At 71.0% G+C, this 14,337-nt stretch carries 12 protein-coding genes and 1 pseudogene; 6 read left to right on the top strand and 7 right to left on the bottom strand.

The genetic code is table 11. From position 1 onward, the window contains the following. Window positions 1–149 precede the first annotated feature (149 nt). On the bottom strand, window positions 150–689 hold the full coding sequence (locus ACWD3E_RS08580) for a TetR/AcrR family transcriptional regulator (RefSeq protein ID WP_451386793.1): 540 nt from the start codon (window positions 687–689) through the stop codon (window positions 150–152). 117 nt (window positions 690–806) lie between these two features. Here ACWD3E_RS08580 and ACWD3E_RS08585 point away from each other — a divergent pair. From ACWD3E_RS08585 to ACWD3E_RS08595, 3 genes and pseudogenes are all read left to right on the top strand, one after another. Then, window positions 807–1,046 (top strand): annotated as a pseudogene (locus tag ACWD3E_RS08585) (nuclear transport factor 2 family protein); the annotation flags it as partial. Between the two features lie 260 nt (window positions 1,047–1,306). Beyond that, window positions 1,307–2,908, top strand: a complete 1,602-nt coding sequence (locus ACWD3E_RS08590) for a hypothetical protein (protein WP_451386794.1) — start codon at window positions 1,307–1,309, stop codon at window positions 2,906–2,908. A 103-nt stretch (window positions 2,909–3,011) separates the two neighbouring features. Beyond that, window positions 3,012–3,425 (top strand): carboxypeptidase-like regulatory domain-containing protein, encoded by a 414-nt coding sequence (locus ACWD3E_RS08595; protein WP_451386795.1) that lies wholly within the window; start codon window positions 3,012–3,014, stop codon window positions 3,423–3,425. A 19-nt stretch (window positions 3,426–3,444) separates the two neighbouring features. Here the strand turns inward: ACWD3E_RS08595 and ACWD3E_RS08600 are convergent, their stop codons facing one another. Next, window positions 3,445–4,275: a tetratricopeptide repeat protein gene (locus ACWD3E_RS08600; RefSeq protein ID WP_451386796.1), complete on the bottom strand. Its 831-nt coding sequence runs from the start codon at window positions 4,273–4,275 to the stop codon at window positions 3,445–3,447. Window positions 4,276–4,580: 305 nt separating this feature from the next. Here ACWD3E_RS08600 and ACWD3E_RS08605 point away from each other — a divergent pair, with 305 nt between their 5' ends. Then, on the top strand, window positions 4,581–5,579 hold the full coding sequence (locus ACWD3E_RS08605) for an alpha/beta hydrolase (RefSeq protein ID WP_451386797.1): 999 nt from the start codon (window positions 4,581–4,583) through the stop codon (window positions 5,577–5,579). 237 nt (window positions 5,580–5,816) lie between these two features. Further along, complete coding sequence (locus ACWD3E_RS08610) at window positions 5,817–6,854, top strand: sphingomyelin phosphodiesterase (protein ID WP_451386798.1); 1,038 nt, start codon at window positions 5,817–5,819, stop codon at window positions 6,852–6,854. A 141-nt stretch (window positions 6,855–6,995) separates the two neighbouring features. Here ACWD3E_RS08610 and ACWD3E_RS08615 read toward each other — a convergent pair whose 3' ends face one another. The 5 genes from ACWD3E_RS08615 to ACWD3E_RS08635 all read right to left on the bottom strand — a co-directional run bounded on the left by ACWD3E_RS08615 (window position 6,996) and on the right by ACWD3E_RS08635 (window position 13,575). Further along, window positions 6,996–7,970: an endonuclease/exonuclease/phosphatase family protein gene (locus tag ACWD3E_RS08615; RefSeq protein WP_451386799.1), complete on the bottom strand. Its 975-nt coding sequence runs from the start codon at window positions 7,968–7,970 to the stop codon at window positions 6,996–6,998. Between the two features lie 14 nt (window positions 7,971–7,984). Beyond that, window positions 7,985–9,289, bottom strand: coding sequence for a patatin-like phospholipase family protein (locus tag ACWD3E_RS08620; protein WP_451386800.1), 1,305 nt, complete (start codon window positions 9,287–9,289; stop codon window positions 7,985–7,987). 227 nt (window positions 9,290–9,516) lie between these two features. After that, window positions 9,517–12,405 (bottom strand): type 2 lanthipeptide synthetase LanM family protein, encoded by a 2,889-nt coding sequence (locus tag ACWD3E_RS08625; protein WP_451386801.1) that lies wholly within the window; start codon window positions 12,403–12,405, stop codon window positions 9,517–9,519. Window positions 12,406–12,573: 168 nt separating this feature from the next. After that, window positions 12,574–12,774, bottom strand: coding sequence for a DUF6229 family protein (locus ACWD3E_RS08630; protein WP_451355422.1), 201 nt, complete (start codon window positions 12,772–12,774; stop codon window positions 12,574–12,576). A gap of 321 nt (window positions 12,775–13,095) precedes the next feature. Then, on the bottom strand, window positions 13,096–13,575 hold the full coding sequence (locus ACWD3E_RS08635; RefSeq protein ID WP_451386802.1) for a cupin domain-containing protein: 480 nt from the start codon (window positions 13,573–13,575) through the stop codon (window positions 13,096–13,098). 105 nt (window positions 13,576–13,680) lie between these two features. On the opposite strand from ACWD3E_RS08635, the gene ACWD3E_RS08640 reads away from it, so the two are divergent. Beyond that, window positions 13,681–14,337 carry a TetR/AcrR family transcriptional regulator gene (locus tag ACWD3E_RS08640; protein ID WP_451386803.1) on the top strand — a complete coding sequence of 219 codons (657 nt, stop codon included), beginning with the start codon at window positions 13,681–13,683 and terminating at the stop codon, window positions 14,335–14,337.

Below are 14,337 nucleotides of genomic sequence, written 5' to 3' on the forward strand. Positions count from 1 at the left end.
TGGCGTGTACACGGCCATCGGCACAACGGGCGGTCGCCGGAATTCTGCGCCCCGGTTTTGTGCCCGGGCACAATACGCCCAACCGCAGCCGCGCTACTGTCAGGTGAGCCGGCTCGTCAGGCCACGGCGATTCGTTCGCCGGCCTGCCGTCAGGGGGCGAGCCTGGCCGGGCGTGCCGGGTCGTCCTGGTTGCCGCCCTGCGCGAGGATCTGTTCGGCCAACTCCCGTGCGGACGCGACAGGGTTGGTGTCGGGGCGGGTGACTCCGGCCGCCAAGGCTCCGTCGATCAGGAGCAGAAGCGGGTCGGCGGCGTGGGCCGGTCGCGGATGGCCGAGCCTGACCAGCTCGCCCGTCAGGAGCCGGCTCACGCGCTGCCGGTACTCACGCGTGACGGCGTGTCCCGGATGGGCGGGGTCGGCCAGGGCCAGGTCGGCAGCGAGATACCGGCAGCCTTGGAAGTCCGGCTCGGTGACGACGGTGGCGAGCTTGTCGAAGACGGCCAGGAGGCGCTCGGGCGGATCGTCGCCCGCCGTCCGCATGGTCTGCTCATAGCCGGCCTCGTCCTCGGCGGCGCTACGGTGCAGGACCTCTGCGATCAGGCCGTCCTTTCCGCCGAAGTGCTCGTAGAGGGAACCGACGGGCCGCGTTCGCGCTCTTGAGCAGGGCGTCCACGCCCGCACCGACGCCATGGCGGTACGTCAGCTCCTGCGCCGCCGCCGGCAGTCGCCCATGCCGCCTCGTACGACCGCCGCTGTCATCGACGCTTCAACCACGCGTTCGTCCACCACGACCCCGACGCGCTCGACGATCTGGTCGGCGAGGACTGCATCATGGAGGCGGTCCAGCCGGCACCGGACGGTGAACGCTACGAAGGCCGGGAGGCGTGTCTCGCCTTCTGGCGGACGCTTGCGGCCGACCGCACCACCCAGTTCCAGCCCGAGGAGGTCGCCGTCGCGGGCGACCGGGCAACGATCCGCCGGCAAAGTCCCGCTGGCCACCGATCCGGACACGGACGACTGAGCGGCAGCCGAAACGCGGTGCGGTGAGAACTTGGCCGTTATGTGCTGTTGCCACCCCCAGGCGTCGCAACCGCCGCCGTCCTGCGGGCCTGGTGATACCTCAGTTCCCTTTCACAGACAGGGAATTCGGACCTCTTTGGGTTCCTTTCCCCAGGCTCTTGGTGGGCCGGTCCCGGACAGCTACCTTCGCTGGCGTGCGGCGGCAGCGCTCTGCCCGGCACCGGTGGGGGGAGTGGCGATCGATGCCGTCGTGCGTCCGATTCGCCCATCTTCAAGGGGGGTTCAGCATGTCCGGTTCCATTCGCATGTCCCTGGCCGGGGGCAGATGGCGAAGATCGTCCGTCTGGGCGGTTGTGCTGATGGTCCTGTCGTTCGGACTGGCGGGCATCGCGTCCACGCCCGCGTCCGCCGTCACCCACGGTCAGGGCAACGCCGCCCGGGCCGCGGCAAGCGGCGGCGCTTCCGTGACGGCTGCCGTCCTCGACAAGCCGCGGCAGTACACGGCCGACGAGCTGGCCCAGCTCAACGCCCGTATGTACGACGAGGACACCATGGACAAGGGCAAGGCGGGGCAACAGCCCAAGCACGCCCCGCTCAGCGCCGCGGTCGCCCAGCCGTCCTCGGTACGGTCCTTCGCCACCGTGGGGCGCGACAGCGCCATCCCGACCTCCGGGATATCGGGCGGCGCCTCCTCCCTGTCGTCGACCCAGGAGCCGAGCACCGACGCCAACGGCTCCAACATCTTCCAGACGGGCAACTGGTACGCCACCCGTTCCACCGACAACGGCGCGACCTGGTCGTACCTCGACCCGTACTCGCTGTTCGGGTCAGGGTTCTGCTGTGACCAGGTGACCCAGTACGACCCGGCGACCGGCAGGCAGTTCTGGCTGCTGCAGTTCAGCGACCACCTGGTGATCGCCAACGCCTCGGCCTCCGGCCCGGGCGCGTACACCGGCTGGTGCTACTGGAGCATCACCCCGGGCTGGATGGGTCTGGCGAGCACCACGGCGCTGGACTTCAACGACATGTCCATCACCAACAGCAACGTCAACATCTCCACCAACTTCTTCCCGAGCACCGGGGGAAGCGGTTCCGGACTACTGCGGCTGCCGAAGAGTCCGATGAGCACCTGCAGCGGCTTCAGCTACAACTACCTGACCCGCACGGACAACCTCACCTTCAAGCTCGTACCCGGCTCCACCGACACCCTGTACTGGGGAAGCAACTGGGGCCAGACCAACGGCAGTTCCTTCCGCGTGTTCGCATGGGCGGAGAACTCCGGAAACTACTCGTGGTGGGACCGCACCGTCCCGTCGTACGGCTTCTACACCCGTAACAGCGGCCAGAACTGCGCCAGCGCCGACGGCGTGGTCACCAACTGGTGCCAGTACGCCGACTCCCGCGTCCTCGGCGCCTACCGCACCGCCGGACTCATCGGCTTCTCCTTCAACGCGAAGCAGGACAGCAGCCACCCGTTCCCCTACACCCGGTTCGTCTGGTTCAACGAGTCCGACAAGAACCTCAACGGCTCGGGTGACCTGTGGGGCAGCTGGGGCGCCATCCAGTTCGCCTCGCTCGCGCCCAACTCGCTGGGCCGGGTGGGCCTGGAGTTCGCCTGGGGCGGCGGCACCGGCACCACGCACTACTACCCCGGCAGCGGCATCAACTCCCAGCCCGCCAACGCCATCGACACCAGCGCCAACTACTACCTGTGGGGCGCCGGAAACACCTGTACCTACGCCGGCCTGCCCCGCTGGGGCGACTACCTCACCGTCCGCACCTACCAGGCCGACCCGACCCGCTGGGTCGCCGCCGGCTACGCGATGAAGGGCGGGAACTGCGGCGCCACGGGGGCCTACCCCGAGCCGCACAACATCCTGTTCTCCTAGCATCACCCGCGGCTTGGGGCCCGGGCCGGGCGGGAACCTCTCCGCCCGGCCTCCGGCCGCCTCGCCCGCGAAACCGACCCGCACCTTGGAAAGTCCAACCCGTATGAAGTGCCCCCTTCGCACCGCGCTCGCCGTCCTGGCGCTGGCCGCCGTGCTGTCGGCCGCCGGATGCGGGGACTCTCACGGAGCCGCAGCGCCGACCGCGTCCGGCTCCGGGATCGAGGGCCGTACCCTGGTCGACGGCGGCTGCCCGGTGGTCCGCGAGCACAGCCCCTGCCCGGACCGTCCCCTGAGCGCCCGGCTGACCATCACCCGCGGCGATCCCGAACAGAAGATCACCGGGACCACCAGCGGCGCGGACGGCCACTTCCGCATCTCGCTGCCGCCAGGCACCTACACCATCCACCCCGCCAACCTCACCGGCGCGGTCACCCCGATCGCCCAACCGGTGACCGTCACCGTCACCAGCGGGCGGTTCACCAAGGTCGTGATCCACTTCGACTCGGGCATCCGCTGAGGCTCCGGGGTGCCGTCGGTCAGGCGTCGTGCATGCGGTCGAGCAGCGCCCGGGCCTCGGCCGTACGGTAGTGGTCCGGGCCGAAAGCGGCCAGGCAGGCATCGTGGGCGGCTGTGGCCCGAGCGTGGGCCTCGGTACGGCGGCCCAGGCCCAGCAGGGCGTTGGCCAGGGCCAGTTCTACGGCGCCGGTCTCCGGGTGGCGCACCTCCTCGGACAGGTTGCGGCGCAGCTCGTCGGCGCGCTCGGCCTCGGCGAGAGCCTCCTCGTGGCGGGCCTGGCCGTTGAGGCTGCGGGCCAGTCCGAGCCGCTGGACGAGGTTCAACCGGTCCGGCTCGGGATGGGCGGCGAGGGCCTCGCGGGCGAGCGTCTCGGCCTGCGAGTGGCGGCCCTGCGCGGTCAGGGCGTAGATCTGTCCGTTGCGGGCAGCCGCCGCGAGGAGCAGCATCTCCGGCCCTGTGCCGCGGGCCGCGGCCGCGGCCACGGCGGCGCACTCCAGCTCGCATTCGGCGTGCCGGTCGACCGTGCCCAGTGTCTGGGCGCGGTCCGAGCGCAGCTTCAGCGTGTGCGCGTGCTCAGCACCGAAGATCCGGCCGAACACCGGCAGCAGTTCGTCGTAGGCGGCCAGGGCCTCGGCGGAGCGACCCTGGGCGCGCGTCGCGAGCGCGGCCAAGCTCAACGCCAGCGGTGCGTACGGATCGTCGCGCAACCGGGGCCGGGCCGCGGCCACGGCGCGGGCCTCGGCCTCCGCTTCCGCATAACGCCCGGCCTGGTACAGGGCTATGGCCTGGGCCAGAGGGGAACTCGCCGTCTGTCCGGCGCTGTTCCGGCCGCGCGATCTGAAGAGTTTCATGCCCGGAGCTTACGGACCTGCGCCGGGGACACCACCGGCCACCGCTGGAGGACCCGGCGCCGGAGCCTTCGCTGTCGGGGGATTCAACGTCTGCTCCGGCGCCGGGAGTCTTGTCAACCCTGTTGAACGGGCTGGCAGTCACCGGCGGCCTGCTGGGTGCGGGCGGTCACACCTCACTGACAAAGCACGGCGCTGCGATGTGACAGCCATGAGAGTGATCCACGTCTCATTTGGGCCGAGGGTGTGTGGTGACAGCGCGTGTTGGGGGCTGGGGCCGCCACTTGGCGGGTGATTGACTGCGTCGCATGGACATAGCCAGGGGCGCGCCCCGTTTCGACCCCGAACTGGCCGTCGCACTGGCCGCTTTGGGGGACGAGGCGAGCGAGCCGTACACCCCCGAGAACCTTGCGGCCCGGCAGGAGCGGGATGCCGCGGCCCGGCCCAGGCCGACGGTCCGGGAGCTGCGGGCCGACGGCCGCTTCGAGGTGGAGGAGCTACGCGTACCGGGCCCGGCGGGCGGGCCGGACGTCACGCTCGTGTGCGCACGGCCCTCCGGCATCGCCCGGCCGCTGCCGCTGCTCTACTACATGCACGGCGGCGGAATGATCACGGGCAACGCATGGTCCGTACTTCCGCGGCTACTGCGCGAGTGGGCTCTCCCGCTGGAGCTGGCCGTCATCTCCGTCGAGTACCGGCTGGCGCCGCAGGCGCGGTACCCGGAACCGGTGGAGGACTGTTACGCCGGGCTCGTTGGCGCGGCGGGGCACGCTGCCGCCCTGGGTATCGACACGGACCGCATCATCGTCGGAGGAAAGAGCGCCGGCGGCGGCCTCGCCGCGGCCCTCGCCCTGCTCGCCCGTGACCGGGGCGGGCCCAGGCCGATCGGGCAACTGCTGCTGTGCCCGATGCTCGACGACCGCAACGACACGTTCTCCGGCCGGCAGATGGCGGGCGTCGACCTCTGGGACCGCACTTCCAACTCGACCGCGTGGCAGGCGCTGTTGGGCGACCGGTACGGTGCGGCGGACCTGCCTCCGTACGCCGCTCCCGCCCGCGCCACGGACCTCTCACAGCTGCCCTGGGCCTACATCGACGTCGGGTCGGCCGAGACCTTCAGGGACGAGGGCGTGGCCTACGCAAATGCGATCTGGCGGGCCGGCGGCCAGGCCGAACTGCACGTGTGGCCCGGCGCCTTCCACGGCTTCGACACCGTCGCACCACGGGCAGCGCTCAGCGAGGACGCCCGCAACGCCCGTACCCGCTGGCTCCGACGCCTCCTCACGCAGTCCGCCGCGGGCAGCTGACCGAGGACGCGGGTACGGCAGGCTGCGCACTGGAAGCCGGCCGCCGGCGCCGACCATCGGCGGAAGCAGCCCGCGTCGAGCCGAACTTGTCTATACACCTTTTCTCCACGAACCGATCGGTCAACGTTCCCCCAGCCGTACCGGCATCCGACTAAAGTCCAGCGCTGTCATGTACGCGCCCCGCTGGTTCCCAACCCCCGATCCAGCGGGCACCCGGACTCACCCCCAGGAGAACGCATGGTCACCCGTCGTACGGCGACCGCTCTCACCTCCGCGGCGGCCCTCGCCGCACTGCTCGGCTCCGGCAGCTTCGCGGCTCCCGCCGCGAGCGCGGCCACCGGCACCGACCTCTCGGTGTTCGCCTGGAACGTCGACCTCGCCACCCCGGTCGTCGACAGCACCCAGAACGAGAAGGCCGCGCAGCGCACCCCGGTCATCGAGGACATCATCCGCAAGCACAACGCGGACGTGGTCGTACTGGACGAGGACTTCAACAACAGCTCGACCGCCGACATCATCAGCAAGCTCGCCGACCTCTACCCCTACCGCACCCCGGTCGTCGGCCAGACCTGCTCCGGCGGCGGCTGGAACGGCATCAGCGGCGACTGCTCCAACTCGTGGTTCGTCATCAACGGCGGCACGCTGATCCTCTCCAAGTACCCGATCACCGCCCAGTACGCCCACGTCTTCAGCAACTCCACGTACGGCACCTGGGACTACCACGCCAACAAGGGCGCTGCGCTGGTGCAGATCGACAAGGGCGGCGTGAAGAGCTGGGTGGTCGGCACCCACCTGCAGGCCGACGAGGACGGCACCTCCACCGACACGACCCAGTCCACCCGGCTCGCCCAGCTCAACGAGATCCGCACCTGGGTCAACGGCATCGCCGGCACGAGCGCGCCGGTGCTGATCGGCGGAGACATGAACGTGGAGTACTATGGCGACCAGGCCCGCGGCGACTACGCCAACGCCCAGGCCGCGGCGAACGGCGTGCTCGGTACTCCGGCCACCGACCCGGGCCAGACCCTGCGGACGATGGACTGTGCCGTCGCCGCCTGGTGCCAGTACATGTCCGGTGTCGAGACCTTCCCCAAGGACTACCGGGACGACCTGGACTACATCGGCTACCTGAACGCGCCGGGGCGCCCGACGCCGACCGCGATGTCCGAGGTCACGGTTGACTTCGACCCGCAGGCCGGCTGGACCCCCGGCCAGATCGACACCAACGCGCCCAGCGACCACTACCCGGTCGAGGCGACGTTCCACGTGAACTGACGTTCCACGTGAACTAAGGCCTGCTGAGCCCACGTTCCGGGAGGATCCGGCCGACGGATCCTCCCGTCCGCACGTACCGTGCCCTGGCCTCGACGTAGACGGACCACCGGTCGGGATCAGCCCCTGGCACTGCGGGACGAGTCATGCGGGGATGCCGAATTCGACCCACAGCGGGTAGTGGTCGGAGATGTGCCAGGACAGTTCCGTCAGCGTGCGGTCGCCTCGCAGTTCGCCGACGAAGTCGACCTGGCCGCCGCCGGTGCACTCCAGCGTGAGCACGGGCCGGTCCTGCTCGTCCTTGGTGAACCAGGCGATCTGGTCGTAGAAGTGCCCCGCGCCAGGCTTGTCGAAGATGGTGCGCGGCAGGCCGGCCAGCGGCGGTGCGGGGGCCAGTCCGGTGGAGGTGAACGCGTCGAAGAGCGGGTCGCCGGCGCGGTCGATGTTGAAGTCGCCCAGGGCGACGAGGTTGTGGTCCCAGCCGAACTCCCGCTCGGCCCAGCCGGCCAGCCACTGTGCGATCGCTTTCAGTTCGGGGACCCGGTCGACGGCCTTGCCGCCGAAGTCGACGTGCAGGGTCACCAGGGTGAACGTCTGGTCCGAGGCGAGGAAGCTGACCGCATAGGGAGTACGGGCGAACTGCCGGTCCAGTGCCTGCGCCGTCACGCCCGCGCCTGCTTCGAGCGGTACGACCAGTTCGCACGCCAGCCCGGACGGCTTCACCCGGCGTGTGTCGAACAGGAAGGCCAGCCGCTCGTCGTTGCCGGCCTTCCCCGCGGTGACGTCGGTGAGGATGAACGCCCAGTCGTCGCCCAGCACCTTCAGCAGGTGCCGCAGAGCCCGCAGATTGCCGTGCACCTCCTGCACCGCGACCACGTCGAACCGGCGGATGACGGCGGCGATGAGGTGCAGGTCGGCGAAGTTCCGTTTCGGTGACATCCCCGCGCCCGTCTCCCACGCCTTCGTCAGATCCGCGAACGCCCGCAGATTCCACGTCGCGACCAGCAGATTCGCACCCGCCGCCTTGGCCGGCATCACCTGATCGAGCGCTGCCTCCCACCGGGCCACGCCTGTGGCGATCTGTTGGGGCGGGGCCAGGATGTCTGCTTCGGACGGCAAGCGAACCTCCCGTGTCACAGCTGGGGCGGCTCCAGCGAGTCGATGTTCGGCATGCGCTCGGGGTGGAAGGCGGAGAGTGCGGCGCCCGCGAGCCACCAGCCGCGATACACCAGCGCCTGGCACAGACCGAGGTCGAAGCGGTCGAAGACCGTCGGCACGCTCGCCAGATGACGCCCACCCCAGTCGGTGCGCTCCTCGAACCTCTGGCGCCAGGTGTTCAGCCCCGGCTTCCCGACGTCGCTGAAGTCGGTGGCGAGCTCCACAAGGATTCCGTGGCGGGTGCCCGGAGCGTCGGCCTGGCCCGGTTTCAGACCGGCGTGGAAGCGTTCGTCGATCACACGGGTCCGCAGGGCCGTGCTCTGCCGGTAGAGCAGCGAGTTCGCCCGGGCCAGGTCGCGGACGATGGGGACACGGCCGTACGGGCCGGGGTGGAGCAGGCCTCCGGCGTTGAGGATGAACAGGAAGTCGGGCCGGTAGTACTCGCTGTCGAGCGCCTCGGTCGCCGTGTTGTCGTAGGTGCCCCCGTCGAGCAGGGCCGGGTCATATGCCGCGCAGGGGAAGGGGGTTCGGTCGAGCACGAGCGGCGGGAAGGCTCCGGGAACGGCGGCGGAGGCGGCGACGGCCCGGCTCAGTGTCAGCCCTCTGCCTGCGGTGGGTGCCAGCCCGGTCACGTAGTCGCCGTACACGTCGCGCTCGAAGCCGAACCGCACGCCGGTGGTCAGGTTCGCGGCGTTGAAGATCCAGCGGACCTGCGGATCCAGCTGTTCCAGTTCCGTGCCGTCGAAGAACCACTCGTCGAGTCTTCGGGCCAGCAGTTCGGTGCGGGTCATCGGGCCCAGGGTCTGCCACAGGCCCAGGATGAGGGATGTCTTCAGCGACTTCGACGAGACCTTGTGGACGACCGGTTTCAACACGAGTTCGTCGAACGCCGTGGTGGTGAGGCCGCGCTTCTGCAGCTCGGGCCAGGCGGTGGCGAGTACCCCGTTGGCGATCGACCCTCCGGACACCGACGATGCGTACCGCAGCCCGGTCAGCATCCCGGTATCGGCCAGCATCCGGACGAAGCCGAGCGCGGCCAGGGTGGCCCGGAAGCCGCCGCCCGACAGACACATGGCCACCGGAAGATCCGCGGGCGGCGGATTGGCGGGCCGCAGCACGTCGCCGCAGCGGCGGGCCTGCAGGCCGGTGCCCCCGGTGGGAGAGTCGGCGGCCCAGGCATGCTCGGCGGCGCGCATCGCGCGCTGGACGCGGCCGGCGCTGGTGAAGCGCGAGGCTCGAGGAGTGTCAGAGTCGCGAGGATTGTCTGCGGACGGACTCATGGCCGATCACCTGCCTCTACCACAAGTGTGGTTGTGCCACCGTGCACCCGGCAACCGAGGCGGCCGACGGTGCAGGTCAGACGCTTCCGCGCCACACGCACTGCGTGCCTGGCACGCAGTGCCGGCCGCGGGAGCCAGGTCCAGCGCACCGCGGGATCGGGGAGGTCGTACGGCAGGCTCGGGTGTTCGGCCACGGCGGCTCTTCCCGCCGCCGTGGGCCGGAAGCGTCAGTCCAGGAGCAACGGATTGGGCAGATCGGCCTCGGGATGCATGCGCAGGAGGGTGTGCAGGACTCCGGCGAGGCCGGACATGAGGCTGGGCGAGAACGCCTCGCGGGCCAGGCCGCCCACGGGGCCGCGCTGTTCGAGGCCGGTGAGGATCTCCGCGTCCAGGTCCCGTGGGTCGCCGTGGCCGATCGACGTGAGGAACTCCCAGAGGCCCAGGTCACCATGGCACAGGGTGTGGCTCCAGCCGAAGCCCTCGGCGGCGCAGGCGCGCGCGGCGCGGTGGGCCATGTCGAGGTGGGCGGGGTCGCTGGTGCGTCGGTGGAGGTCGAGCATGCCGATGCCGACCCCTGCGCTGCCGTGGCACCAGCTGGTGAAGAAGTCGTCCTCGGCGCCGACCCGGACGTCGAGCCAGTTGCCGTGCTCGGGCCGGTAGAGGGACTCCTGGTAGGCGAAGGCCCGCCCTGCGAGGTGGTGCCAGCCACGGCGTTCGGCGGCGCTGCCCGCGTCGCTGAGGGCGAGCCGGGCCAGGGCCCAGCCGATGCCGGTGGCGCCGTGGGCGAAGCCGCCGATGCCCTCGGGGTTGAGGCGGGTCGTCCAGCGGGCGCCGCTCTCGTCGAGCGTGGCGAGCCCGGTCAGCCGGCGGCCGATACGGGCGGCGGCACCGAGCCAGCGGTCCTGACCGGTCGCGTCGGCCAGGTTGAGCAGGGGGACGACGGCGCCGCAGGCCCCGTTGAGGAGGTCCACCTCGATGTCGTCCTCGACCAGCCCGCCCTGCGCGAGCAGCAGGGCCCGTTCGGCGGCCCGCTCCAGAAGCCAGTCCTCGCCGAGCACCCGGTGCAGCGCCATCCAGGTCCACACCTGCGAGGCGGCACCACTGAACGCCCCGGCCGAGGGCGTCGGTGTCTGGTCCTCGGTGGCGACCAGCACCCGCAGCGCCCCCTCGAACGTCTCGGCGGCGCCTGGTACTTCGTCCGCCCGGCCGTTCCGTGTCTCGGTCACGTACTCCGCGAGTGTCAGGGCCACGCCGCCCTGCCCCGTGTAGAGGTCGGCGGGCAGCACCCTGATGGACCATCCGGCGGGCGTGAACACCGGGCTGATCCAGGTGACCGTGCCGTCCTCGCCGCGAACCGCCCCGTCGCACAGCCGCCGTACCATCTGCGCGGCCAGGTCGCGGCGGCGCCGCTCCCGGTCACGGGCGTGCGGCTCGCGGGCGGCTGCCTGCACACGCGCGGGCAGCGAGCGCTCGTTGAGGTAGGCGCCGACGAGCGCGTCCTGGATCACCGCCTCCTCCAGCGGCAGGTCGGCGGTGCGCCAGTCCTCGACCGTGTTCCGTACGGCGCTCGCGTCCACGGTGAAGGTGAACATCGGTACGTCGCCTGCCAGCAGGTCGGCGATCTCGCCGTCGATGGCCGCGCGGTCGGTGGGCGCGCCGGGCAGCACCTCGGCATTGCGCCGCAGGATGTCCCGGGCCCGTTCGACGGCCGCCGGCTCGTCGTGCAGGGACGCCGGGTGCCACAGCATCCGGCCGATGTCGACGTACGCCTGAGTCGGCCGCAGGATCCGCCGTGCCTGGGCGCCTTCGAAGCGGCGCAGCAGCCGGTACGGGTCCCGGCCGGGCCGGCGCAGGTGCGCGGTCATCTCCTGGAAGCCGGCCAGGATGCGGTCCCAGTACGTGCTCAGCACCGGGGCGGGGCTGGGGTGGTTGGCCGCGGCGGGCATGGCCACCAGGTCGACCTCGAAGCGGGCCGCTGCGGTACCGCCGTCCGCGATCACCGGGTTCGGGATCAGCGGCTGCTGTCCGGGCAGCGCCCCGACCCCGGAGATGTCGACGCCGCCGAGCGCGAAACCGGTGCCGCGTACGGGCAGCAACCCGGTGCGCAGCACAGTACGGCGGATGGCCGCAGCCGCCACGTCCACCGCGTCGCCCTGGTTGCTGGGCGGGAAGGGTGCGGGGGCGTCGAAGAGCGTCTCGGCGTCCACGATCACCGGCACCGGACCCGCGGCGATCATGTTCTCGGCGTGCATGTCGGTGCCGCCGGTGAAGCGGAGGACGGCCAGCCAGTGCCCGACGCCGCGGTAGAAGGCGGCGAGTTCGGCGTCGTCCGCGCAGTAGCGGTGGCGGACGAACTCGGCCCAGCCGTAGCCGTCACGCGCCAGCGTCCGCGGCACCCGGATGCGCGCTTGCGGCGCCGGGGCGGCGGGGAAGTCCGCGAACAGCTCGTCCAGCAGGCCACCGAGCGCCACATCGGTCTCGGACGGCCGGGGTTTGTACATGACGCTGCCGCCGGCGAAGTCGACACGGCTGACGGTGAGTCCGCCCCGGTGGCTGTCGCCCGCCCCGAAGGTGACGGCGCGCAACTCCCCCGCCTCCGCCCCCAGCAGGGGGTGCAGCAGGGCGCGGTCTGCGGCGAGCCGGTGCGCGAAGGCTGCCGTTGCCGCCACCGAGAGCCGTGCCACGGAGGCGATGCGCGCGCCGAGGGTCGGGTAACGGACCGCCAGTTCGTCGAGGTAGCCCGCTCGGCCGGCCTGCTCGATGTACGCGGCCCAGGTGGCGGTGTCCGGTGCGGTGCCCGCGGCCGGTGGCCGGCCGTCTGTGACCAGGCGCAGCGCGTGTAGTTCGATCAGAAACAGGCGGGACAGTTTCGCGTGCAGGGACCTGAGCAGGGCCGTGTGCCCGGCGTCCAGCACCAGATCCCGTTCCTCCCGGCCCAGACCGTCCACGGCGGCGAGCCGCCGGGCCAGTTCGTCCCGCCAGGGGCGGGCGATGCTCCGTACGGGCTGGGCGAACCAGTCCGCCTGGTCTCTGTCCGCCTGGTCTCTGTCCTCCGCCTCTGATGTCTCCGGCCCCGATGCCTCCGGACTCGACGCCTCCGGCCTTGATCCGCTCACCGTCCACCTTCCCCGTCCCGCCGCGTCGCGCCTTCAGGGCGCCTGAGGTGGGGCGTGAGGGATCGTTCCACCAGGCTGGTGAAACGATCCCTCACGCCCCTGTTCGTGGAACCTCACTCCGCTCTCCGCCGGAGCGCACTCAGGAAGCGCGTTCCGGCGGAGAGACGGTCAGCAGCACCAACTGCCGCGCGAACCGGACGGGCTGGAGCAGAAGCCGTAGAGGGAGTCGCTCGGGTCGGTGAGCGCGGCCTCGGCGGCGCTGCCGCCGACGTACAGAGGCCCGGCCGGATTGGACTGGCCGAACGCGCTCTCGGCGCCCGACAGCCAGGCTTCGAGCACGGCGGTGTGGGACACGTGGGTCTGGGGCATGGATGGCCTCCGGACATAGGAATTGGGGCGGATTGCCCAGACCTGAGTATCGCCGTGCTCGCACACGCGTCAGATGACGGATCCGGCCACACTCGTGTGGTGCTCGTGCTGCGCCCCGCTACCCGTGAGGCAGGTGGGAGGGCGCGCCGGGCGTGCCGTGACACGTGCCGGGCCAGGGGAGGCTGCAGCGCGGGTTCGGCCTGATGGTGGCTCGTGACGGGAAGACGTCTCGACAAACTCGACAACGCGACGGATACGTACAGCCGCACTCGTCATCGCCGTCACCAACCGCTCGACACCCCCTCGACAACCTTCGACCGGTCAGTCGACGACCAGTGTGCCCTTGGTGTAGCGCATGCCGTACTTCTCGCCGATCACGTTCACCTTCTCCAGGTCCATCGCGCCGTCGGCGGTCCTGATGGCGGGTCCGGCCGCGAAGAGGTCTCCCACGAACTGGTCCCAGCCACCCGGTGTGGAGACCTGCAGGGCCCGGGCCGGGGGCTGGGAGCGGTTGCGCAGGGCGTGCGGGACGCCGCGCGGCAGCAGTGCGCACACGCCGGCCGTCAGCCGGTGGGTCTCGCCCCCGAGGTCGAGTTCCATCTCCCCCTCCAGCACATAGACGAACTCGTCTGTCCGCTCGTGCACATGGGGCGGGATGTCGATGTCCAACTGGTTCTCCATGGCGGACAGCCGGCCGTCGCTGTCGGCGGTACCGACCTTGACACCGAGGCCGGGCGGCAACGGGACCCGGGTCGGCCGGGTCTCTCCGGGCTCCAGCAGAAAGAAGCGGTGAATGGACATGGGTGAGTCCTCCTCGCGGGTCGCATGACGCCGGATGGCCTGACCAACCCTACGCGCTTACCGGAGAAAATTCTCCGGTTATTGGAGGTCGCCTAGCATCACCCCATGACCACCGAGCCACCCCTGCGCGCCGACGCCCAGCGCAACCGCGAGCGCATCCTCGCCGCGGCCTGCGAACTCTTCCGTGAGCGCGGCACCGCGGTGCCCCTGGACGACATCGCACGCCGCGCCGGAGTGGGCCCGGGCACGCTGTACCGCCGGTTCCCCGACCGGGACGCGCTGATCCGGCAGGTCATGGTCGACAGCTTCGAGATCTGCCTCTCGGCACTGACTGCGGCGCGCCAGGAAGTAACCGATCCGGCCCAGGCGTTGGCGCGCTTCTTCCGGCGCATCGTCGAGCAGCGCGAACGCCTCGTGCTCCCGATGCTCGGCGGCCCCACCGTGCGCGACGAGCGGGTCCAGGAACTCCAGTACGCCATCCTCGACGCCGCCGAGCAGCTCCTCGCGGACGGCAGGGCCACCGGTGTCCTGCGGGCGGACGTGACCGCGGAGGACCTGGTCATCGCGGCTGCCATGGCCTGCCGCCCGATGCCGCACCTGCCGCCCGAGGCGAGCGCGGCCTTCGCGGCCCGCCATCTCGCCGTCTACCTCCACGGACTACGCCCCGAGGGCGCGCCTGCGCTGCCCGAGGCCGCACCTTCCCGGAACGGCATCACCCGACGCATCGTCATGCCACCTGACGAGCCGAGCGAACCGGCCTAG

The organism is Streptomyces sp. NPDC002676, from assembly GCF_053592455.1.

Coding starts and splice junctions, on each gene's coding strand:
- ACWD3E_RS08595 (WP_451386795.1), top strand. CDS start 3,012: ATGAAGTGCCCCCTTCGCACCGCGCTCGCCGTCCTGGCGCTGGCCGCC.
- ACWD3E_RS08620 (WP_451386800.1), bottom strand. CDS start 9,289: ATGAGTCCGTCCGCAGACAATCCTCGCGACTCTGACACTCCTCGAGCC.
- ACWD3E_RS08630 (WP_451355422.1), bottom strand. CDS start 12,774: ATGCCCCAGACCCACGTGTCCCACACCGCCGTGCTCGAAGCCTGGCTG.
- ACWD3E_RS08635 (WP_451386802.1), bottom strand. CDS start 13,575: ATGTCCATTCACCGCTTCTTTCTGCTGGAGCCCGGAGAGACCCGGCCG.
- ACWD3E_RS08590 (WP_451386794.1), top strand. CDS start 1,307: ATGTCCGGTTCCATTCGCATGTCCCTGGCCGGGGGCAGATGGCGAAGA.
- ACWD3E_RS08580 (WP_451386793.1), bottom strand. CDS start 689: ATGGCGTCGGTGCGGGCGTGGACGCCCTGCTCAAGAGCGCGAACGCGG.
- ACWD3E_RS08605 (WP_451386797.1), top strand. CDS start 4,581: ATGGACATAGCCAGGGGCGCGCCCCGTTTCGACCCCGAACTGGCCGTC.
- ACWD3E_RS08640 (WP_451386803.1), top strand. CDS start 13,681: ATGACCACCGAGCCACCCCTGCGCGCCGACGCCCAGCGCAACCGCGAG.
- ACWD3E_RS08610 (WP_451386798.1), top strand. CDS start 5,817: ATGGTCACCCGTCGTACGGCGACCGCTCTCACCTCCGCGGCGGCCCTC.
- ACWD3E_RS08600 (WP_451386796.1), bottom strand. CDS start 4,275: ATGAAACTCTTCAGATCGCGCGGCCGGAACAGCGCCGGACAGACGGCG.